Annotated in this window: 14 protein-coding genes and 5 tRNA genes; 10 read left to right on the plus strand and 9 right to left on the minus strand. The window is 59.9% G+C overall.

The features are described 5' to 3' along the window. Window positions 1-48 precede the first annotated feature (48 nt). Complete coding sequence (locus ACQRD3_RS07165; protein ID WP_427780667.1) at window positions 49-11,577, plus strand: S-layer homology domain-containing protein; 11,529 nt, start codon at window positions 49-51, stop codon at window positions 11,575-11,577. 361 nt (window positions 11,578-11,938) lie between these two features. Here ACQRD3_RS07165 and ACQRD3_RS07170 read toward each other — a convergent pair whose 3' ends face one another. The 5 genes from ACQRD3_RS07170 to ACQRD3_RS07190 form a co-directional block, all read right to left on the minus strand. After that, window positions 11,939-12,757 carry a cell wall hydrolase gene (locus ACQRD3_RS07170; protein ID WP_427780669.1) on the minus strand — a complete coding sequence of 273 codons (819 nt, stop codon included), beginning with the start codon at window positions 12,755-12,757 and terminating at the stop codon, window positions 11,939-11,941. 313 nt (window positions 12,758-13,070) lie between these two features. Next, window positions 13,071-13,838 carry a cell wall hydrolase gene (locus ACQRD3_RS07175; protein WP_080907642.1) on the minus strand — a complete coding sequence of 256 codons (768 nt, stop codon included), beginning with the start codon at window positions 13,836-13,838 and terminating at the stop codon, window positions 13,071-13,073. Window positions 13,839-13,959: 121 nt separating this feature from the next. Continuing rightward, window positions 13,960-14,145: a hypothetical protein gene (locus ACQRD3_RS07180; RefSeq protein ID WP_080907643.1), complete on the minus strand. Its 186-nt coding sequence runs from the start codon at window positions 14,143-14,145 to the stop codon at window positions 13,960-13,962. Window positions 14,146-14,257: 112 nt separating this feature from the next. After that, complete coding sequence (gene rpmB / locus ACQRD3_RS07185; RefSeq protein ID WP_080907644.1) at window positions 14,258-14,446, minus strand: 50S ribosomal protein L28; 189 nt, start codon at window positions 14,444-14,446, stop codon at window positions 14,258-14,260. Between the two features lie 147 nt (window positions 14,447-14,593). After that, window positions 14,594-15,235, minus strand: coding sequence for an RsiV family protein (locus tag ACQRD3_RS07190; protein WP_427780671.1), 642 nt, complete (start codon window positions 15,233-15,235; stop codon window positions 14,594-14,596). 121 nt (window positions 15,236-15,356) lie between these two features. On the opposite strand from ACQRD3_RS07190, the gene ACQRD3_RS07195 reads away from it, so the two are divergent. The 8 genes from ACQRD3_RS07195 to ACQRD3_RS07230 all read left to right on the plus strand — a co-directional run bounded on the left by ACQRD3_RS07195 (window position 15,357) and on the right by ACQRD3_RS07230 (window position 17,889). Then, window positions 15,357-15,668 (plus strand): YerC/YecD family TrpR-related protein, encoded by a 312-nt coding sequence (locus ACQRD3_RS07195; RefSeq protein WP_080907646.1) that lies wholly within the window; start codon window positions 15,357-15,359, stop codon window positions 15,666-15,668. Beyond that, window positions 15,655-16,407 carry a class I SAM-dependent methyltransferase gene (locus tag ACQRD3_RS07200; protein ID WP_080907647.1) on the plus strand — a complete coding sequence of 251 codons (753 nt, stop codon included), beginning with the start codon at window positions 15,655-15,657 and terminating at the stop codon, window positions 16,405-16,407. The genes ACQRD3_RS07195 and ACQRD3_RS07200 overlap by 14 nt, the downstream gene beginning before the upstream one ends. Continuing rightward, complete coding sequence (hslO, locus tag ACQRD3_RS07205) at window positions 16,404-17,291, plus strand: Hsp33 family molecular chaperone HslO (RefSeq protein WP_427780673.1); 888 nt, start codon at window positions 16,404-16,406, stop codon at window positions 17,289-17,291. Before ACQRD3_RS07200 ends, hslO begins: the two co-directional genes overlap by 4 nt. A gap of 97 nt (window positions 17,292-17,388) precedes the next feature. Beyond that, window positions 17,389-17,464: transfer RNA gene (locus ACQRD3_RS07210), tRNA-Val, on the plus strand. Between the two features lie 25 nt (window positions 17,465-17,489). Further along, window positions 17,490-17,566, plus strand: a tRNA-Asp gene (locus ACQRD3_RS07215). 6 nt (window positions 17,567-17,572) lie between these two features. Beyond that, window positions 17,573-17,648 (plus strand) — tRNA-Phe (locus ACQRD3_RS07220). A 77-nt stretch (window positions 17,649-17,725) separates the two neighbouring features. Then, a tRNA-Gly gene (locus ACQRD3_RS07225) sits at window positions 17,726-17,801 on the plus strand. Window positions 17,802-17,815: 14 nt separating this feature from the next. Further along, a tRNA-Cys gene (locus ACQRD3_RS07230) sits at window positions 17,816-17,889 on the plus strand. A 238-nt stretch (window positions 17,890-18,127) separates the two neighbouring features. Here the strand turns inward: ACQRD3_RS07230 and ACQRD3_RS07235 are convergent. Beyond that, entirely contained in the window at window positions 18,128-18,271 is a 144-nt protein-coding gene (locus ACQRD3_RS07235) for a hypothetical protein (RefSeq protein ID WP_427780675.1), read from the minus strand. A gap of 63 nt (window positions 18,272-18,334) precedes the next feature. Next, window positions 18,335-18,655: a hypothetical protein gene (locus ACQRD3_RS07240; RefSeq protein WP_427780677.1), complete on the minus strand. Its 321-nt coding sequence runs from the start codon at window positions 18,653-18,655 to the stop codon at window positions 18,335-18,337. A 209-nt stretch (window positions 18,656-18,864) separates the two neighbouring features. On the opposite strand from ACQRD3_RS07240, the gene ACQRD3_RS07245 reads away from it, so the two are divergent. Next, entirely contained in the window at window positions 18,865-20,247 is a 1,383-nt protein-coding gene (locus ACQRD3_RS07245; RefSeq protein ID WP_427780679.1) for an alanine/glycine:cation symporter family protein, read from the plus strand. 15 nt (window positions 20,248-20,262) lie between these two features. Here ACQRD3_RS07245 and ACQRD3_RS07250 read toward each other — a convergent pair whose 3' ends face one another. Continuing rightward, the gene (locus ACQRD3_RS07250) at window positions 20,263-20,946 is read right to left on the minus strand and encodes an HAD family hydrolase (protein ID WP_427780681.1); all 684 of its coding nucleotides are present in this window, start codon (window positions 20,944-20,946) and stop codon (window positions 20,263-20,265) included. Between the two features lie 44 nt (window positions 20,947-20,990). Continuing rightward, window positions 20,991-21,980: inorganic phosphate transporter (locus ACQRD3_RS07255; RefSeq protein ID WP_427780683.1), on the minus strand; the 990-nt coding region annotated here is incomplete at its 5' end.

Below are 21,980 nucleotides of genomic sequence, written 5' to 3' on the forward strand. Positions count from 1 at the left end.
CGGGCTGTGAACCCCGCAGAAGGATCCAACTACCAAGGAGGGAACAAAATGGAACATAAATGGATGAGAAAATTCACAGCGTTGATCCTGACGCTGGCACTCTCTATTCAGTTTGTATCGCCGGCACTTGCCGCCGTTGTTCAGGACCAAAACGGTAATTTTGCCATCCTGGATTCAGACGGCAATGTGATCGAAAGCAAATCCCAGAAAGAGTGGGAAGAAGAGTATCCTTACGGCATTTTTGCCTTTAAGGAAACGCAGGTCAATTTGAAAGAAGGTGCCGACAACGGCGAGGAAAAAGGTACTCTGACCCTGTACCGCCTGGGCGGCACGGAGGGCCGCGCGGAAGCGCTGGTCGTCCTGGTCCCCGCTGCGGCACAGATCGAGGAAGACCGGATGTCCTACGCCAACGCGGCCGGCACACAGGACTATAAGGTGACTGTGGAAGACCCGTGGCCCATTGCCCAGTATCAGCCGTTGGGCGGTGCGGGGGAAATCATCCGTCCCGGCGGGGTCATTACCACAGTGACCAAGACGACAGAACTTCCTGAGGAAGACCCCGTCGTCAAGGATGAGACTCCCGTTGAGGATGTAACTCCCGCCGGGGATGATACGTCCACTGAGGATCAGACTCCCGCCGGGGATGATACGTCCGCTGGGGATGATACGTCCGCTGGGGATCAGACTCCTGCTGAGGATGAAGAGTCCACTGAGGACGTGGAGCAGTTGGCAGCGTCTTTGCTGCTGAACGATTCTCTGACTACCCAGACGCTGGTAGCCCCGGTAGAGGACGCCGACAGCTATCAGTGGCAGATGCAGATCAAGCTCTATAACTCCTATGTGCAGAGATGGTCTGACATCAAGGATGCAACGGACGCGGAGATGGTCATGTCTCCGGAGCTGCTGAAGGCTGTTATGGGCGAGGGCTACACCTATGACTTCCGCTGCTTCTATGAGGTCGATGGGGTCAAGTACTGCTCCGAGAGCTGGCGGGGTGAGGCTTACGAGCCCGAAGTGGATGACATCCCGCCCGTCATGCCCGAGGACTTTGTGGATGACCACACCCGCACCGACTCCCTCATCGAGTTCGACGGCGATGAATATGACAGCTATCCCTTCCAGGTGGTCTTTGCCGACGGCGAGTGGGAAAAGGAGATCACCTTTGAGGCTCTGGATGACGGCCTGCACGAGTGCGGCGAAGTGGTCAACGCCGTTGTCATGGAATCCCGGGGAGCGGAGGTCTATTCCAACGCCTGTACGGCCTCCATCGCCATTGAGGACGATGAGCCGGAGATCCCCAGCGCCATGGGGTTTGCTGAGACGGAGATCTGGGCGGACAAGTCCGCCGGAATCGTCCGCATCCCTCTGGTCCGGGAAAGTGATGGCCTGCAGTATGTGACCGGCGTGGACTACGAAACGGAAAACGGCACCGCTGTGGCCGGGACCGACTATGCTGCCGCCAATGGGACAGCGCTCTTTCCGTCCGGCCTGGATTATACCTATATTGAAATTGATCTGGTGAATGACGGCATCACGCTGACACAGGAGGATAGCGAGCTGTCCTTCACCGTGAAGCTGACCGCCGCCAAGGGCGGCGGCGGGAGCACGCTGCTGGAAGGCCAGGATATTGTTACCATTCATCTTTACAATTCCGCCGAGGGCACCGGCGAGACAAATCTTGCTACCGCGCTGTACTCCCCGGACGAAGAAGATCTGACCGGCGCTGTGGAGGATACCTCTGCCATTGTTCCGGCGGGCGGCAGTGTTGCGGCCGCTGCCGTGACGCCCGGTGAAAATGCGCAGGGCGAATATATCGCGGACGGCGCGGCGGACAGCGGGATCTCCACCTATTCCTACACCTATCCCGGCGCGCTGACCTTCAGCAACGGCCACGGCGGCAGCTTCTGGACCAACAACGCGGCGCTGGCCAGTGAAGATGTCAGCGGGCGGAGCGGGGCAAAGATTCCCGGGGAGTCGGACGATCTGGAGGGCTTCGTAGCCAACGCCGCATCTCTCTGGAGCACCGGCAGCCGTGTCGGCTCCACCGGCTGGCAGTACGCCACGGACAGGGGCGGCGATATGAAGATGACCGTTCAGGACATGTATGACCGGTACAGCTCCGTGACCGTCAACACCTACACCCGCTCGGAGCGGAGTGCCAAGGGCTGGTACGGTGCCAACGACTGGTCCAACGCGCTGTTCTCCACCAGCGGGGAAAACGGCTTTATCGAGATCCATTCCGACCCCGGCGCGAACACCTGGGAGTTCCATGCCAATACCCTTTCCTCCAGCAGCGCCGACCAGTTGTGGTTCCGGCAGCATTACACCGGCAGTTCGCCCAAGGGCGACGCTACTTGCCGGATCCAGTTGCTGAACGGCTACATGACCCGCCGCACCATCAAAGCGCCCATCGTGCGCATCCACACGGCGGACGACGACTACCTACAGGCCAACGCTGCCAGTCTCCACGAGGCCATCAAGCCGGAGATCTCCCTGATCGCCGGCAAGGGCGGCACCACGGCGGACGGCTCCAGGCTCTACAACAACTCCCAGGTGAAGGTCACCCGGGGAGACAACGCCAGCGCCTACACCTTTGCCACCCAGGCCAACGGCGAACTCAGCAGCAAATCCCTGTTCTTTGGCCCGGAGGACGCGGCCAGCAGCTATCCCAAGGCAACCGCAAATGTTCCCACCAGCGGAAGCGGCACACTGACCTTGATGATGCCCGGCTCCAGCGCAGCCAGCAAGCAAGGCTACATCAACGTGGTCATGGATCGTGAGCAGACACTCTCTCTGGAAATCGCACCCTCCGTACCCCGGCTCAGCGAGGAGGACAGCACCGCCATCGATCCCGAACAGATCGAAGGCACCTGGAACAACCTGTGGGAGAAGTCTGCGCGCAACGGCGGCGTGACTTATACCTACCGCGAGGTCAACTGGGACTTCTCAGACGGGAAAGACGGCTTCAGCGACGAGGTGACCGGCACACTGACGAAGGATGTTTTTAGTGGAAACAGCAGCCTTTATCAGACCGGCACGAAGCTGAAAAATGTCCGCTCCATCAATTTCCATCTGGACGCGGACGACGTGATCCTGGTCAACGGCATCGCCTACGCGGGCAATGAGGACATCCCCATCCCTGCTAACCAGTATCTCAACAACAATATCACCTTCTATTACTACGACGCGGATTACGTCACCAGCGAGAACACCATGCTGGCCACCATTTCCCGCATTGAGCGCTACATCGACCTGAACGATGACGGCGTGGTAAACGGCACCATTGATCCAGTTAGCGGCGAGTTCGTCCCAGCGGACAATGAGTACGCCTGGTCCGAAAGCACCAACACCGGCACCTATTACATGCTGCCCTCTCTGACGGACAGCGCCTACTCCATCTCCCAGCTGGCCCCCCGGCTGGGTGCGGACGGCCAGTATCACCAGATTGTGCTGAAGGTCTATTACTCCATGCTGCCCCGGAGCCTTGTAGTCCCCGCCGGTGCCAGCAGCAGTGATACTGCCGAGGTCATTCCCGCTGTGGTCACGGCGGTCACCTCCGCCTCTGTACGAAATTCCATGAGCGATGAGCAGCTGGGTTACCGCTATATTGACCATGGCGATACCGGAAGCGGCAAGCCCATGTACGAGGCAGCGGCCTCCGCCATTTCCACCGTGGACATCCCGCTGGGCGGAGACTTCAGCCCTGCCAAAATCTCCGGGGATACCATCACATGGGATCCCGACTGGCGGGGTAATCCTTATCCCGGCACGGAGTTCACGGATCCCCAGCCCATCTATCTGGACGGCACTGTGCTGGGCGACCGCTATGCCGTGGGCGAAGTGGATGCCAGCGGCGTACTGACCGCCGAGGGCAAAACCAAGGTGGCGGGCTACCTCAGTTCTATGCAGGAAAACGACACCTTTACGCTCTGCGTGCGGGAGACACCCAAGTCCTCCGGCGGCACCACCTATGGCCTGCGGTCGGAGCCTGTGCAGTATCTTGCCGGTGTGGAATCCTCCCGCCTGGCCAGTACCGCCACCTATCCCTCCTCCATTAGCGCCCGGAATCTGACCGACCCCGATTCGGGCAAGGAAGCGGGCTTTGACTCCTCCAACGCGGGCAGCCCCATGAGTGAGTACGACATGACCGGCGACATCAACCTGCCGGAGCTGGAACTGGGCATTACGGACTTCGTTTCCGTCTCCACCAACGGTCAGGAACTGGCCATTTCCGTGGGAGCCAACATCTTTGGCGTAGGCATGGAGAGTGACTTTGAAAACCAGCAGAATAAGTCCTTCGGAGACGCGGAGACCAACGCCCTCAGCGACGCCAACGGCGACGCCATCGAAAATATCAAGCAGGCCTATCACTCTCTGTTCGGCCAGCGTGACGCGACTACCGGCCGGTCTGAGGGCTATCGGAACGCCATGGAGGACTATGCCGACAAGCTGGACAAGGCGATGGGCAGCAAGGGCAACGGCAGCATCTCTTCCAAGGGCGTTGAGGCGGGCCTGGCGGTGAACATCACGCTGCTGCTGAAATGGGACCCCATCGAAAACCGCTTTTTCTTCAACCAGTTGATGGTAGTCTTTGCGGCGGAGCTGGAATTTTCCTACACCGTTTATCTGACGCCCTGCCCCATTTTCTATTGCAGTGTCACCATCGGCTTCGCCCTCGAAGTGGCCGCCGGTCTGGAGGCCAGCCGGGTCAAGGTCATGGCCGCCGCCTCAAACCTGACTGATTCTGATGTCAGCGGAGACGGATGGACGTATTACACAGGGCAGGAGCACATGGGCTACGACGAACTGGATGAGCCGGAGGAAGGCGACTTCCTGGCGGGCAGCCCGGGGTCCAGTTTTACCTATTCCACGAAAGAAAAGGCCATCGACATCTATTTCAGCGGCACCCTCTATGTAGAAGTGGTTGGCGACCAGCCCGAGGGATTCAGTCCCGGCACCATCCGCTCCGCCGGTGACGAGGCCGTCACCATCAAATTGGCGAAGAAGGTGGATGGCAAGGACAACAGCAAAGAATACAAGCTGAAATTCACTGTCGTGAACGATGACAAGACCCGGAACTATGATGGCGAGAGCGGTTACACGCAGCTGCATCCCGGCTGTGCCATCGTGGACCGGATCGTGGCCATCGACCGTCAGACCAGCGACGTCTATTTCTCCGGCATCAGCATTTCCCCCGAAGCCTCTTTGGAGGTGGCGGTGGGCATGGGCATCGAGATCGTCAAGGTGGAACTGTTCATCAACGTCAGCGTCGGCTGCTCCTTCGCCGTTCTTGCCCACGACTCGGCGGACTATGATGGTGAGGGCGCGGAAAACCACAATTTCGTATTCAACGAGTTTTCCATGGCGGCCGGCGTAGGCTTCCGGGTGGCGGCCCTGCTGTTCAGTTTTGAATTCAACGCCATCCAGTTCACCATCACCTATGACCGTGAGACGAAGTACGACGAGGATACCAACAAGAAGACTGGCTGGAACTTCGCGTGGTACGCCGCCAACCAGCAGGTCCAAAGCTACGGCCTCCGGGGCGATGACAACATTCTGAAGGTCAATATCATCCTGCCCGGTGAACTGCCCCGGGACGAGGCGATCTTCACCCCGGAGGAGAATATGGACTCCGGCATCTCCACCTTTGCCTTCACCCCCAGCGACAACACCGTTCCCTTCCAGTATTCCGGTTACGGCAGCACCGGCGACGCCTTTACCCTGGGCAGCGGCCTGGCCTCTGGCAGCACCTATGAGCTGGTGACGGCGGGCGGCGCCAACTACATCGTTTATACGATCACCGACCCCGACGAGGACAGCATCAACCAGAGCCGGGTGGTTCTCTCCAAGGTGCAGGAGACCGCGATCCCGGATGAGGAGGGCCAGCCCACTTCTGATACCGCCTACGGTCTGGTCCATCCCATTGACAGTGATGCAGAAACCCCGTATCTGAAGCTGGACAACGACAATTTCGGCGACCTGGACTTTGACGCCTGGGTGGATGATAACGACGCCATCCATGTTGCCTGGGTCGGCTACACCGATGAGGCAATGGACGCCTACGAGGAGGCGCTGGGCAATGGCGACGCCATCGACGCCATGGAGGCCGCAGGCAGAAACACCGAGGTCAAGACCGTTACGGTGGATGTCAGCGAGAACGGCAGCGGCAAGGGCAGTGTGCAGGTCGTTTCCGATAACGCCGCGGGCCACGGCATGTACTATATGCCCTCCGGCGCGGGCGATATGGTGTTCTACGCCGAAGCCTGCTATTACACCGATGAGGAACTGAATGACCTGTTGGATGCCTATAAGGCTTACTGCGGCACGACCGATTATCAGAAAGACAGTGGCAGCGGCCTTTACTACGGCGAGGACGATCCCACCGCCGACTACCAAATGACCATGAAGCGGATGCGCGCGCAGGTCTACGGCAAGAGCTTCTATCCCACCTTCGCGGTCCTGAATGATTCCAATGGGAACTACGAAGTTTCCAAGGTGGCGGCGCAGGATTGGATCGATCATGGCGTGCAGATCGAGAACGCCAGTCTGGCCCGGGTGGGCAGCGACTACTATGCCGCATACACCACCGCGCAGTCAAAGCTAATTGACGGCAAGGATGAACAGACCATCAAAAAGCTCTGCCTCCAGAAACTGACCATCGGTACGGAGGGAGAGAACGACGGCAAGGCCGTCCCCGGCAGCGCCATCGCCCTGCGGAAGCTGGTGGACAATGCCAAGGACAACAGTGGCGACGGCGTTTACGCCAGCGGCAGCTGTTCGGAAGCCTACCGGGACCCCTACTTCTCCAACATCCGGTTCCTGAACGGCAAGCTGGGCGGCTTGAGCGGTGAAGACGAGAACTTTGACGAACAAATCGCGATGCAGGCTTACAGCCTCCGTGCGGCTGCGGAGACCTTCCTCATCTTTGAGATGAACGGCAATACCTATGTGGTTCCCCAGGAGAGTTTGGCAGGTATCACTGGCGAGGGTAAATCCGGAAGCATTATCCCGTTCTTCACCCGTGAGACCGTCAATCAGTTGGGCGGTTCCGATGCGTCCACCGTGAAGGGTGCGCCCACTGTCACCAATGTGACCTTCGGCACGGACGGCAGCGGCAACATCACGGCCGTCTATACCAGGGGCGAAAACGGTGCTCCTGGCAACGCAGTCTATCTGACCAAGTATGACCCGCAGAGCCAGACCTGGGGCCTTGGCACCCGGCTTGCCATGCGGGATATGGATACCATTGAGGAGGCCGAGGCCAACAGCTGGAGCGCCAGTGAGACAGCCGCCGCCTGGTATGACACCAATGATGACGGCAAGGCGGACACCAAGGATGCCCCCTCCAGCTTTACCTTCAACCGCCTGCGCGTCGGCCTTGCGGGAGAGGATAAGCTGCTGATCGTCGCGGAAGGCACGCTGATGGCTTTGGAGGCCGTCCAGCAGATGCGGGCTGCTTATGACAGCAGCGGCGGCCTGACCGGTCTGACACCCGTGACCGATGAGGAGGGAGAATCTGTTTACTCCTTCCAGCCCAGGCAAACGAACGGTGCCTATGACACCACCAACGGCGTGTATGCCCTGAGTTTCGGTATGGGCAGTCAGGGTATCGGTTCCGCAGCCCTGTATTTGAGCAACTATGACCTGACGCCCGGCTCCACCACGAACGCCAGCGTCTCCTTTGTCAACAGCGGCGATGTGGCCATCCGGGCCGGCAAGAGCCAGCCCGCCTCCATCACTTTGTACGCGGGCGAGGAAAAGCTTGCTGAATGGCAGATCACGGAAAACGTCCGGGCAGGCCAGGAGGTCTATACCGCGTCCACATTCGTAACCCTGCCTGCCGGGCTGAAGGCCGGTGACAAGCTCTATTTCACCGTCAATGAAGATACATCCTACACCGGCAGCGACGCCTTCAGCCAGAGCACGAAAACGGCTGACGGCGCAGCGGATACTGCCGCCTGTATCACCGTGGCGGACCGTGTGGAGCTGGGCTACGAGGATTTCGGCATCACCATGGTAGGGGCGGATGAGAATACCGTGACGCTGGCCGCCGACATCCATGTGGGCAACCGCGGCAGTGCCACTTCGGATATGACCTATCTGCGCTTCCAGTATGAGAAGGTCAATTCCCAGGGGGAGACGGAGCTGTATCCCGTAGACCTGACCGGTCATAAGCTCAGTGTCAGCGATGAATCTCCCATCAGCCGGTTCTCCCGTGATGAGCGGACGCTGAAAAACGGCTATCTGCTGCTGCGTACCATGCAGGACGGCGTGGAGATGACCGACGCCACCAAGGCGGGCCAGATCCGGTCCATGTACGGCCGTACCGTCACCGGCACCTTTGCAGTTCCCAAGGACTGGTATGACACCAACTATGGCACCGGCAGTCTGAATCTACGGGTGACCATTGAGAGCTATAACGCCAGCGACGATGAAAACATTGAATACAACGCCGCCAACAACGTGAAGCTCCACAGCGTGGAGCCGGAGACCCTCTTTACCACGGTCAACAGCGTCAATATGCAGGTCGGTTCCACCCTGCGGCTGCCGCTGACCATGCAGACCAGCACGAAAACAGCACCCACGGTCACCGTCGCCGAGCTCACAGACGATGGCAGCCGGAACCTCAGCGTTCTCTACTACGATGTGAACCAGGGAGCCGTGGTGGTCATGCCCGCCCAGGCTGGTGAGGGCAAGATCCGCGTGGCCGATACGGCGACCAACTCCTTCCACGACATCTGCTACAAGGTGGAGGGCGAGGGTGTGGCCCTGAACATCTACGATGACAACGGCATCTTCACCTGGTACAACGCCTCCGGCAACGCCGGGGATGTCGGTCATAACGCATGGGACTTCGTGAAAGCCCTTGTGTGGTCCGAAGACTTGCAGACTCCTCCTCTGAGAAGCGACCTGGCAGTGGCCTATGAAGGCGATTCCTTCTCCTTCCAGACTCTGGCGGATTCCATCAACCTGTATTTTATGGGAACGAATACCAGGACGCCCGTGGAGATTGAGGTGAGCAGCAATCTTTCCGGTTTCGGTACAAAAACCTATTCCTCCGCAAACGGCGAGGCACCTGTGACCATCAGCTTCGGCAACAGCGAATCCATTGCGCACACCGTCACCATCACAGCAAAGAGCGGCGAGGTTCGATTTGACCGGTTGGAGGAGACCTTCTCCGAGTCCCTGAATATCCAGACTGATCCCACCGCACCCGGTGTCTACTGGAGCCGTACTCTGCCTAAGGCGGCGTCCGTTAAGCAGGGGGAGGCCGTAAGTCTGACTGCGTACTTTGCCGATCTGGGCGGACTGGTGTCTGTCACGATGAATGGCGCGGACGTTTCCAGGCAGCTGGAAAAGGATGGCGACGAGCTGTGGTCCCTGCCTATGACGATCACGGAGAATGGCAGCTGCCGCTTTGTCGTTACCGACACAGCGGGCAATACCACCACCCGCGATCTGTCTGTGGACTGGTTCAGCGCCACAGAGCCTGGGAACCCGGACCCCGGAGCGCCAGAGATCACCGCCCAGCTGACCAAAGAAGACGGAACGCCCATTCCGGCTACCGTTCCCGGCGATATGCAGGTCATGCTGAAGGTGACAGACGGCAGCGGAAATGCTGTGGAAGCCACCATCAGTCAGTATCAGTATAACGATCCCGAATCCCCCACCAGCCAGTACTTTGCGCCTTGCGAGGATATGGAACCCAACGAAGATACCCTATATCCCGTCCTTCGCGGCATCTATCGCGCCGCGGTCAGGGACGAAAGCACCGGCGTGACCAGCTACCGCTTTGTGAACCTGGGCGAACGGGATTCCAATGCGCCCGTGGCCTCTCTCAGCAAAAACGCTGACGGTACCGCGCTGATCTATGCAGCTGAAAAATTTGCAAGTAACAGCGACGAGATGACCGAGATCACCAGCATCAAGCTCAATGACCTGGAACTGCTCAAGACCGATGAGCGCGGTTACCGCTTCTCCGGCAGCTATGTCCTGACCCACGGCGGCAGTTATGTTCTGACCGCAACGGATAAGGCCGGAAACAAGGGCATCAGCGGAGAAGTGGCGGTCGATCCCTTCCCCATTGTCCTGCCGGAGAGCGCCATCTCCATCACCAAGGTGACAGAAACCAGCTCCACGGATGAGAAGGGGCAGACGGTCTATACCTCTAACAGCGATGGCAAGGTCACGATCGACCTGAACCGGATCACTGGCGGCGTCTATGACAGCGAAGCGTCTAAGAATGCTGGAAAGGCAGCCGGCAGCTACGAGTTTGCCCTGCTGCCTGTGACCGGAAACGATACTCCGGCTCCGGACGAGAACACTGCATGGACAGCGGACGATCAGCTTTCCGGGCTGGATGAAGGCGTCTATGTTCTGTATGTCCGCGATGCGAATGAAACCTCCGTAGTCACTGGTCCCATTACCATTACCGTGGAGTTCCTGCGGGTCATCATCCATGACGTGGCGACCACTTATGCACCCAACGGCTCCATTACCGTTACCGCCACCGGCGGAACCGGCGCTCTGGAGTACGCGATCTACAGCCTGGATCTGGAGGCTTCCGGCAAGCTGACCATCAACGACCGGGGTACTCCGAACGATGACAGTGATGACACCGTGGATACCGTTCAGTCGGATGGCACTATCGTTTCCAGAGCCTTGTGGCAGGAGACCAACACCCTTACGGAGCTTCCCTCCGGTAAGTATATCGTTCAGGTGCGGGATTCCAACGACCATACCAACTGCGCGGAACGGGAGGTTCGTATCAATATGAGATCCTCCGGGGGCGCCGTCAATTCGGTGACGGTACCGGAGCAGCCGGAATATGGTACGATTTCTGTCAGTCCCTCCAGCGCATCCGAAGGCAAGACCGTTACGTTCACCATCACCCCGGTTGAGGGCTATGGCGTGCAATCTGTCACAGTAACAGGCAAAAACGGCAAAAACATCTCTGTGACTGCTCTTGGCAGCGGTAAATACAGCTTCATCATGCCCGGCACCGCAGTCACCATCGAGGCCGAGCTCGTGCCTCTGCGTGATATCGTAACCTTTACCGATGTTCCCGCCAATGCCTACTATACGGACGCGATAAGTTGGGCGGTGCTCAATGGTGTCACAAAGGGCACATCCGAAACCACCTTCTCTCCCAATGCAAGCTGCACCCGTGCACAGGCCGTCACCTTCCTGTGGCGTGCTGCCGGGTCCCCATCCCCCAGGTCCAGTACCATGCCCTTCACCGACGTGGCTGCTGACGCTTACTACTGCGACGCCGTGCTGTGGGCTGTGGAACAGGACATCACCAAGGGTACCAGCGATACCGCGTTCAGTCCCAACGCAACTTGCACGCGGGCGCAGATCGTCACCTTCCTGTGGCGTTCTCAGACATCCCCTGCAGCCGGTGCGGTGAATCCTTTCACCGACGTGGCAGGCAATGCTTACTACGCAGAGGCTGTGAAGTGGGCTGTGATGGAGGGCGTTACTTCCGGTACTACCGCTACCACATTTAGTCCAAACGATCACTGTACCCGCGCGCAGATCGTTACCTTCCTGTGGCGCTGGATGAAAAAGCGCTAACGATTTCCAGTTAAACCTCAATCGATCAAAGGGGCGGCATCACGCCGCCCCTTTCTCACAAAATGGAACTGAGTACCGGACCATTACCAAACGGAACAAATGCGGAAAAGGAAATGATCTTCGTTGCGGGATATCCAGTAAGATGGAAGAATCTTTCCGCATCATTCCAAAATGGAAACAGGCTCCTGATTTGTCATAAAAATATGAAAACATCCGCAAGCTATCTCAACGGATAACGTGCGGATGTTTTCTTGTTCCCGTACCAGCGTCATGCCCATGGTCCATAAATTGTACCTATGAGAAATAACACTTTCCGGAAGGGCATTCCTTTTACAATTTTGAAACGGAAGATCGGGGGGCGTTATGCGAAGAAAGCGTGGGCGCCGATGGTGGCCACATAGGGCCGGTTCCGGGAGGCCCAGCTGTTGGGCGAGGTATAGGGGTTGATGAAGTAGAGGGCGTTTCCGGCGGTATTGGCGCCGTCCAGGCAAAGTTTGGCGGCCGCAACGCTCTCGGCGTTGGGCTCCCGGCGGATCGCCCCGTTGGAGACAGGCGTAAACTGGCCGGGCTGGAAAATGACCTCATAGACCGTGTTGGGGAAGCGGCCGCTGTTGACGCGGTTCAAAACCACATTGCCCACGGCGATCTTGCCCGCCAGAGGCTGGTTGCCGCTTTCGGCGTTGATGATGTGGGAGAGCCAGTAGACCACATCCTGCTGGTAGGCTGCATCCCCGGAGGTGATGGGGCCGCTGCCGGAGGTGATGACCACATCTCTGCCGGCGGGGTCCCAGGACACGTTGGCGCCCAAGGCGGCGGACAGTGTGCGGGTGGGGACCAGGATCAGATTTCCGGACAGCTTGACACCCTGGGGCAGATAGAGATACCGGCCGTTGGCCACCAGGTAGTCCCGCCCGGGTTGGATGGTCATGGTCAGGCCGGGGGCGGTGACAACCGCCTGGCCGTCCTGCCAAACGGCCGACGCGTCGGGGTAGAGGGCCCGAACCACGGGCCAGTAGGAGACGTAGGTCACCTGGTCGTAGACCTGAACAGGGGTCTCCACATCGATGACGGTATCGTTGACAATGAGATCGATACGGTCGCTCTCGATGGCAGCGGCAGGCGTGCCCAGCCCGAAGACCAGGCTCAGCGCCATAGCCAGCGTGAGAAGACGTTTCTTCATAAAGCAAATCCTCCTGAGACAATTTGAGTGTTTCCGTTTCTTCACTAAATTGTAACCACATTGTAACCGATGCAACGGCGAAAATCAAGAAAAATTTTTGTCGAGGGAGATAAACGCCTGTTTTTGACCTTTTCTGCCTTTAAAAATTCATCGAAAAGGTTACAAAGAAAAAACGGGGAATGCCTTGGGCCCCAAACGTCCCGGGGACTGCTAAAAAATGGAGCTCCATCAGTTTGCCCGATTTTGAAAAAAATAAAAAAAGTTGCCCCACAGTGGACTGCGGAGCAACTTTTCAGATAAAATTCGGGGGCGGTTACAGGTAAAACCAGTGGGCGCCGATGGTAGTCACGTAGGTGCGTGTCTCCATGGTCCAGTGATTGTTGGTGAGAGCCGGAGCCAGGAAATAAAGGCTTCCGCCGGCGGTGCTGACGCCGGCCAGACAGAGGCGGGCGGCCAGAACACTCTCGGCGGTGGGGGTATCGTAGATCGTCCCGTTGCGCACGGGCTCAAACTGCCCGCCCCAGCGGCTGTCGAAAATGACGTCGTAAATGCTGTTGGGGAAGAGGGGACTGTTGACCCGGTTGAGGACCACGTTGCCTACGGCAATCTTCCCCTCCAGAGGCTCTCCCCGGCTTTCGGCGGAAATGATGCGTGACAGCCAGTAGAGCGCGTCACCGCCGCTGGTGGAGAGAGAGATCCCGCCGGTGGCAGCGTTCCAGCTTACCTCTGCCCCCAGAAGAGCAGCCAGGGGCCGAATAGGGACCAGAGTGCTCCAGTTCTCCATGCGGATAGGGGTGGAGAGGGGGATCTGGACGCCGTTGTAAGTCAAAATGCGTTCTCCCGGGCAGGCAGTCAGAGTAAATCCGCCGCCTTTCACCACGGCCCGCCCGCCGTTCCAGCTGACCTGGGCGCCGGGGAGCAGGGAGCCCACCGCCGTACGCAGGGGGACGTAGGTGGTGCAGTCATAGACAGCCGTGCTGCCCAGATCCACAGCCGCGCCGTTCAGGGAGATGGATGCGCCTCGCGTGGTTCCTGTGAGGAGAAGTGCTCCCAGAGCCAGGGCGGCGAGTTGTCGTTTCATGTTACATCGCTCCTTGCCTTTGTTACAGATTGTAACCAAATTGTAACCGATGGAAAGAGCTGTTTCAAGGAACAATGTTTTCCAGTGATGTACCGCCGCCGGAAGGCGGCGGGGGGAGCGGCTACATGATATGCTCCTGGCAGCAGTCGTCCAGGACCCGGAAGCCCATCCGTTCCAAACTTGCCACGGGGAACAGTGCGATCCCCGCGGGGTCAAAGCGGGAACACAGGCGTTCTTCCGGCTCCAGACGCAGACAGTTGTCGGGATGCGCGGTTCGTTCTCTCTCTGTTACAAAACCGGTGGTCATGAGATCACCCCCGTAAAAAGTGTGTGCGGGGGGAGAAAAAACATCCGTGGAAGATGGAGGAAAAGAAAAAGAGCCGCTGTTGAAAACAGCGGCTCTTTTCTAGGTTGTGTTATTACACAGCGCGGGTGACCTTACCCGAACGGAGGCATCTGGTGCAGACATACACGTGCTTGGGCGTACCGTCCACGATCGCCTTGACGCGCTTCACATTGGGCTTCCAAGGGCGGTTGGAGCGGCGGTGAGAGTGGGAAACCTGATTGCCGAACACAACGCCCTTATCACAAAAATCACATTTGGCCATTCGCTTTTACCTCCTCGCTCGTCAGGATACGCTTGAAAAAGCATCGGCTATTATAATAGCAGAGAAGCAAAAAAAAAGCAAGTATTTTTTAAAAATGTCTGAAAAGGAGGAAGAGGGCGGCCAACAGAGACAGCGCCTTGTGCAAAGTCACGTTCCGAGAGGGATCGAAAACGTGGGGAATCCCTCCAGCGCAGGGGCGATGCTCTCCATGGGATAAAAGACGGCCGCCCCCTGCTCCGTCAAGTAAAATCGGTCGGGGGAGAACAGCCGGGACACCAGCTGGGGCCATCCCTCATAAAAGACAGATTCTCCCGCGGACACCCGGCCGCCGATCTGCCGGCGGACTTCTTCCAGCACCGGTCCGCGCCACCAGCGCTGGGGCGGAAGCAGTTCCCGGAGCGTAACGGGAACCCCCGAGGGCACGCGCCAGACATCACCCATACGGACGCGGCGGGGGCGGCGTTCCCCTGTGTCCTCTGAAGCCTCCAGCCAGAGACTGAACAGGCCGTCCTGAAACAGGGTGACCGTAAAATCCAGGGCGGCTTCCCAAGGGGGCGTGTCAGGCCCGGCAGCCGCCTTGGCCCGCTCCAGCAGGGGGCCTTCCCAGCGTTTGCGCCAGCGCTCGGCCAGAGCGTCGTAGTACCGGTCGATCCGCCGCAGGCCGGGACTGTCCCCGGCCAGTCGGGGCCAGCGCTGCGTGACAGTGAGCAGAACAGTCTCACCGTCCCGAAAGACTTTTCGATAGGTCCCCGGCTGGGCCAGTTGGGGCTCTACGTTTGCCTTTTTCAAAAAGACTCCCCCTTTCGCACTAAAACAGACTATGCGGAGAAAAAATTTTGGTTCGGGGGTTTACTTTCACACTTCACTTTGGTAAAATAGTAAAACCATCAATAATAGGAGGATTATGTCCATGACAAAAAGCGGGAAGCAGGGGGATACTGGTCTGCTCTATGAGGCGATTCTTTCCCTGAAAGACCTGGACGAGTGCAAGAAATTTTTCCAGGACCTGTGCACTGTGGCGGAACTGCGCGCCATGGAGCAGCGCTTTGAAGTTGCCCTTCTCCTCAGCGACGGCATGATCTACAATGATATTTTAGAGCGGACCGGGGCGTCCAGCGCCACCATCAGCCGGGTCAACCGTTCCCTCCACTATGGGGCGGACGGCTATCAGGAGGTGCTTCCCCGCATCAAGGAGAAAATGAGAGCAGATGGCAAGCTATGAATTTCTGGCGGGGAGCTACGACGATCTGACCGGCGACGTGGGCTACCCCCGTTGGGCAGACTATATCGAGCGCCATTTTGCCCGGCTGAGGAGGCCTGTCCGTTCGGTGCTGGATCTGGCCTGCGGGACCGGGAGCCTGACCCGGGAGCTGGCTGTCCGGGGCTATGAGATGACGGGGGTGGACAAGTCCCCCGAAATGCTGGCGCAGGCCGAGGAAAAATGCCGGGACCTGGAGCACAGGCCCCGGCTGTTCTGCCAGGGAATGGAGCACCTGTGCCTGCCGGAGCCGGTGGATGCCTGCGTCTGCTGTCTGGACAGCGTCAACTATGTGCTGCAGCCGAAAAAGCTGGCCCGCGCCTTCCGGCTCGTATGGGAGAATCTGGCCCCCGGGGGACTGTTTCTCTTCGATGCCGACACGCCGGAGAAACTGGCGGCCATGGACGGACAGATCTTTCTGGACGAGACCGAGGACGACTACTGCGTCTGGCGGGGGGAGTACAGCGCCCGCCGGCGGGTGTGTTCCTTCTGGATGGATATTTTCCGCCGGGACGGGGCAGTCTGGCGGCGGGGAGAGGAACTCCACGAGGAGTACGCCTACTCCATGACCGAGCTGGAGGAGTATCTCCGGGCGGCCGGATTTGCCCGCATCAAACAATACGGAGAATTGAAGTTCCGCGCCCCGGTGGAAGGGGAGCAGCGGACCTTTTTCGCCGCGCGAAAGGGAGAGACAGTCCAATGACAGATGAAATCGTCCGAGTCCTGACAAAGGACGCTCCGGTGAAGGCCATGGCCATCACCGGCCGGGACCTTACGGAGCGGGCCCGGCAGATCCACAAGACCCTGCCGGTGGCCACCGCGGCCCTGGGGCGCGCACTGATGGCCTGTTCCATGATGGGGGATCAGCTCAAGGGGGAGGGCAGTTCGGTGACGCTGCGCTTTCGGGGTGACGGCCCCCTGGGCTCCATCACCGCTGTATCCGACGTGGGGGGAGAAGTGCGAGGCTATGTCCAGGAGCCGGCAGTGATCCTGCCGGCCCGGGCCGACGGCAAGCTGAACGTGGGGGGCGCCGTGGGCAAGACGGGGACGCTCACCGTCATCAAGGATCTGGACATGAAGGAGCCCTATGTGGGCACAGTACCGCTGGTGTCCGGAGAGATCGCGGAGGATGTGACCGATTATTTCGCGGTCAGTGAACAGATCCCAACTGCCTGCGCCCTGGGGGTGCTGGTGGATGCGGACCAGTCTGTGCTTCGGGCGGGGGGCTATCTCATTCAGCTTTTGCCGGACGCGGGAGAAGACGTGATCGAGCGGGTGGAGGCGGGCGTGAAAAAACTGGGGCCTGTCACCGCTGCCCTCCTGGAGGATGGAGTTGACGCAGAGGAACTGCTGCGCCGGACACTGTCCGGCTTTGAATTGGAAGTGGTGGAGCGTCACCCGGTGTCTTACCGCTGCCCGTGCAGCCGGGAGCGGGTGTCCACCGCGCTGGTGAGCATGGGGCGGGACGAGTTGACAGCGCTCATCCGGGAGCAGGGCAGGGCAGAACTGACCTGCCAGTTTTGCGACCGGGTCTATGCGTTCGACCGGAGAGAGCTGGAGGATCTGCTGCACCGCGCCACACACTGAATCGGAAAAAATTTTGGCGAATCTTGATTTTGTGGTTGACAGACAGGCCTGGGTTTAGTATAATAACATACGCCGCTTGGGTAAAAGGCGGCGGCAAGGGAGCATAGCTCAGCTGGTAGAGCGCACGCCTTACACGCGTGATGTCACAGGTTCGAGCCCTGTTGTTCCCACCAGACCTGTTTTATAGGCGACCAAGCTGGCGCGGTAGTTCAGTTGGTTAGAACGCCGGCCTGTCACGCCGGAGGTCGTGGGTTCAAGTCCCATCCGCGTCGCCAAAATTTGCCTCTGTAGCTCAGTCGGTAGAGCAGGGGACTGAAAATCCCCGTGTCACTGGTTCGATTCCGGTCGGAGGCACCACACCTGTTCTCCCGGGACAAAACATCCCGGGAGAACACCCCGTCGGGGTACTGTTTCACTGGAGCCCTGCATAAGATGCAGGTGTAGCTCATCTGGTAGAGCGCCACCTTGCCAAGGTGGAGGTAGCGAGTTCGAGCCTCGTCACCTGCTCCATAGATCCTTTGTCCGGCGACGTAGCCAAGTGGTAAGGCAGAGGTCTGCAAAATCTCCACCCCCAGTTCGAGTCTGGGCGTCGCCTCCAAAAAAGAAGCACCTGCTTTGCAGGTGTTTCTTTTTTGGATACCTGGGAATTTTAAAATGCTCGGCGGAAATGAATTCCGCCTGCGCCGAGGTTTTGGCCGCAGGCCAAAACGCTCGTACGGCGCAAAAGCGCCGCCCCACCGTGTGGGGTCCCGATCTTGTCCGGCATCTAAAGTGTTCGGACAAGACAAAAAAAGAGAGTCATCTTTTGATGACTCTCTTTTTTTGCGCCGTGGGAATCATTCGGTGCCCAGATATTTCTCAAGACACACCAGCCGGACACCGGGAATGACGTTGAAGGTGCAGGGCAGGACGGCGGCCTTCCGATGGCCCAGACGCCGATAGAGGCTCCGGGCGGGGGTGTTGCGCTCGTTGGTGTCCATGCGGAGAAAAGGGCATCTGCTTTCCCGGGCGAACCGCTCGTAAAAATCCACAAAGCGGGCGACTTATCCCGCTCCTGCGGTCCTGGGATCCACCACCAGCGTGTGGAGGACTATCACCTGTTCAGCCGGGGCCTCGTACTGCCAGGGACACTGGGCGTATACATCCACTTGCGCCCGGTTGATCCGGGCTGCGGCCGCCACGGAACCTGATTCCTCCATGACATAGAGCTCATCCTGCTCCAGAGCCTCCCTGGCGGTGCGGGCGGTGGGGTAGACCCCGGGCTGCCAGCCGGTGAAGGCGCGTCCGGTTATCTCATTTTCCAGGATGCGGCCGTAGATCTCCGCCACCTGTGGGATGTCCTCTTCTCTTGCTTTTCGGATCATATCCTCGCCCTCTTTCAAACAAACAGTTTAAGTGACAAGTACAGCGATTGAACCAATAGAATACACCAAACAGACGAAACAAGCAAGAAAAAGGCACATCCTCTTCTGTTTTCCCCGCAGGGCGCATACCCCTTAGTGAGTCCTGAAAAGCCGGCAGCCGGACGCAGGCCGGGGTGTAAAAGGAAAAGCAATCAGGGGAGGCGTTGTCCGTGCTGGAGCGGTGGGCGGATCGGTTGTGGAATCCGTGGATGCTGGGGCTATTTCTGCTGGTGGGGCTGTGGTGCTCCGCAGAGAGCGGTTTCTTTCAAATTTTCGGGATCAAGACCTGGCTCCGCGGGTCTCTGGGCACTCTCTTTCGAAAAAAGAAAAAAGCCGCCTCCGGCGGCTTGACCCAATTTCAGGCCCTTTCCACCGCACTGGCCTCCACCATCGGCACGGGTTCCATTGCGGGCGTGGCGACGGCCATCTTTTTCGGCGGGCCGGGGGCGGTCTTTTGGATGTGGATCTCCGCCCTGCTGGGGCTGATGACCAGCTTTGCGGAAAAGACGCTGGCGGTCAAATACCGGCGAAAAGCCCCGGGGGGCGGCTGGGAGGGCGGTCCCATGGACTACATGGAGCGGGCGCTGGGCTGGAGAGGCGCCGCGAAGTGGTTTTCCTTCTGGTGTGTTCCGGCGGCGCTGGCGGGGGGCGGTATGGTCCAGTCCAATTCCATCGCTTCCGCCCTCCATGCTGCGCTGGGCTGGGAGCCGCTGGCGGTGGGGGTGGTGACGGCCCTGTGCACAGGGGCGGTCATCCTGGGGGGGATCGGCCGGGTGGGACGGGTGAGTGAGAAGCTGGTCCCCGCCATGGCGGTCCTGTTTCTCAGTACCGGGATGGCGGTGATCTGGGCCCATGCGGAGTCGGTGCTGCCGGCTCTCCGGGAGATCGTGACCTGCGCACTGACGCCCCGGGCGGCGCTGGGCGGTGCGTCGGGCTATACGGTGTCCGCCGCTCTGCGCTACGGAGTGGCCCGGGGCGTGTTCACCAATGAGGCCGGGGTGGGCTCCTCCGCCATGGCCCATGCCGCCGCGGACGCCGACTTTCCCGCCCAGGAGGGGTTCTGGGGCATATTTGAGGTGTTTTTTGCGACGATGGTGGTCTGCACAGTCACCGCGCTGACCATCCTCACCTCCGGGGTGTACGATCCCGCCGCGGCGCTGTCCGCTCTGGAGCAGGGGGCAGTGACGGGGGCGATGACCGGCGCACCGCTCTCGGCCGCCGCCTTTTCCACTGTGTTTGGTCAGGCGGGAGGACTCATTGTGGCGGTGTGCCTGCTGCTGTTTGCCTTTACCTCTCTGCTGGGATGGAGCTATTACGGAGAGCGGGGGCTGGCCCATCTCACCGGGGACAACCGCCTGCGCAGGCCCTTCCGGCTGGTGTTCCTGTTGGCGGTGGCAGCGGGCAGCGTGGGAGAGGTGGGCGCGGTTTGGGCTCTCTCCGATCTATGTGACGGCCTGATGGCCCTGCCCAACCTGCTGGCAGTGGCCATCCTCGCGCCCCAAGCCCGGCGGGAGATGACCCCTTCCGGCTTGAAAAGGCGGAAGGCTCGATAGGGAAGTGCTTTTCCGTTATAAAGCTGAATCCTCCGGAGTGAAGCCGGGGAGAGGAAAAAAGGAGAGAAGCTCCTCGGGCCGATGGACGAGGACAGCGGCCCCGTGGGTGCGGAGAAAGGCTGCGTCCCGGAATCCCCAAGTCACGGAGAGGCAGGGGAGCCCCGCGTTGCGGGCAGTTTGGAGATCCACGTCGGAGTCCCCGATGTAGACTGCCCCGGCGGGACTTGTGCCCAGTGCCCGGAACGCTTGAACCACCATGGCCGGATCAGGTTTTTTGGACGCCTGGTCCGACGCCCCGACGGCGGCCTGAATGAGGCCGGGGAAGCAGCCGGCACACAGCTCCTTCACGGCGGAGTCAAACTTGTTGGAGACCACGGCCAGAGTGACGCCCCGCTGACGCAGTGCCCGGAGCAGAGGAAGAATGCCGGGGTACGGGGCGGTCTTGTCAGCCATGTGGGCAGCGTAATGCTCTTTAAAGACGCTCAGACAGCGGGAAATTTCCGCTTCCTGCACCCTGTGGGGCGCTGCCCGGCGGATGAGCAGTTCCACCCCATTGCCCACAAAGCTCCGGATCTCGTCCTGGCTTCGGGTGGGCCAGCCCATTTGAAGCAGAGCAAAATTGGCGGCATCCGCCAGATCCTCCAGCGTGTTGAGGAGCGTGCCGTCCAGATCGAAAACCGCGGTGTGATAACCTTGCATGAAAGAACCTCCCGGCGGGATGTGTCCCGCCGGGAGATATTATATCATGGAAGCAGGCATTTTACGAGGAGAAAGGCGATGACGCCGCAGCCGGGGAAGGTGAGCAGCCAGGCCAGACCCAGAGAGCCGGCCACTTTGCCGTCCGGTGAGGACCCGGCGCCCAGGATGGCGGCGGTCTTGGCGTGGGTTGTGGAGACGGGAAGGCCCCAGAGCGTACACACGGCCAGCGCGGCGGCACAGCCCAGATCGGCGGCAAACCCGGTGCGGGGGGTGAGCAGGACCATTTTTCGTCCCACGGTGTCAATGATCCTTCGACCGCCCAAAAGGGTCCCCAAGGCCATGAGAGAGGCGCATCCCCAAGCGGCCCAGGCGGGAGTGGAGAAGCCGGAGCCGTCCAGTGCCAGGGCGAGGGCCAGGACGCCCAGAAACTTCTGCCCGTCCTGTGCCCCGTGGAGAAAGGATGTGAGGGCGGCTCCCGCCACCTGCCCCTGCCGGTAGGACCGCTCGCCTCCGGATGGAAGGAGTCGGGTGAAAAGCCGCCCCAGTGTGGCGCCCAGCGCGAGGGAGAGGATCAGGCCCCAGCCTACCCAGAGGAGCGGGGCGAGCCGCAGATGCTCTGCGCCCAGAGCCAGGGCGGCACCGGTGAGTCCTGCCGTGAGGGCGTGGCTTTCACTGGTGGGGATACCGAAACGCCAGGCGGCAACCGCCCAGATCACGGTGGCCGCCAGAGCAGCTGTGAGGGCGGTGAGGGCAAAGGGGCCGAAGTCGGCGATGGAAAAGAGCGTACGGGCTACGGCGTCGCTGACGGCGGCGGTACCCGCCACGCCCAGCAGATTGCAGCCCGCCGCCAGGAGTACCGCCGTATGGAAGGAGAGAGTCCCGGCCGCCACGGGCGTGGCAATGGCGTTGGGCGCGTCGGTCCAGCCATTTACCAGGATGACGGCGCCGAGAAGAAGGAGAACGGGCAGCAGCGGCATAAAAACACCCCCTGCCAACAGTGTACGGCAGGGGGTGGGAAGGTATGTGTTGCAGTG

The organism is Candidatus Pseudoscillospira sp. SGI.172 (genome assembly GCF_050313575.1).
In the GTDB taxonomy this organism is placed as follows: Bacteria; Bacillota; Clostridia; order Oscillospirales; family Oscillospiraceae; genus Vermiculatibacterium.

Excerpts from the sequence above, each read along its gene's own strand:
- ACQRD3_RS07200 (WP_080907647.1), top strand. The coding sequence starts at position 15,655 with ATGGCAAGCTATGAATTTCTGGCGGGGAGCTACGACGATCTGACCGGC.
- ACQRD3_RS07175 (WP_080907642.1), bottom strand. The coding sequence starts at position 13,838 with ATGAAACGACAACTCGCCGCCCTGGCTCTGGGAGCACTTCTCCTCACA.
- ACQRD3_RS07170 (WP_427780669.1), bottom strand. The coding sequence starts at position 12,757 with ATGAAGAAACGTCTTCTCACGCTGGCTATGGCGCTGAGCCTGGTCTTC.
- ACQRD3_RS07165 (WP_427780667.1), top strand. The coding sequence starts at position 49 with ATGGAACATAAATGGATGAGAAAATTCACAGCGTTGATCCTGACGCTG.
- ACQRD3_RS07180 (WP_080907643.1), bottom strand. The coding sequence starts at position 14,145 with ATGACCACCGGTTTTGTAACAGAGAGAGAACGAACCGCGCATCCCGAC.
- hslO (WP_427780673.1), top strand. The coding sequence starts at position 16,404 with ATGACAGATGAAATCGTCCGAGTCCTGACAAAGGACGCTCCGGTGAAG.
- ACQRD3_RS07235 (WP_427780675.1), bottom strand. The coding sequence starts at position 18,271 with ATGGACACCAACGAGCGCAACACCCCCGCCCGGAGCCTCTATCGGCGT.
- ACQRD3_RS07240 (WP_427780677.1), bottom strand. The coding sequence starts at position 18,655 with ATGATCCGAAAAGCAAGAGAAGAGGACATCCCACAGGTGGCGGAGATC.
- rpmB (WP_080907644.1), bottom strand. The coding sequence starts at position 14,446 with ATGGCCAAATGTGATTTTTGTGATAAGGGCGTTGTGTTCGGCAATCAG.
- ACQRD3_RS07195 (WP_080907646.1), top strand. The coding sequence starts at position 15,357 with ATGACAAAAAGCGGGAAGCAGGGGGATACTGGTCTGCTCTATGAGGCG.
- ACQRD3_RS07250 (WP_427780681.1), bottom strand. The coding sequence starts at position 20,946 with ATGCAAGGTTATCACACCGCGGTTTTCGATCTGGACGGCACGCTCCTC.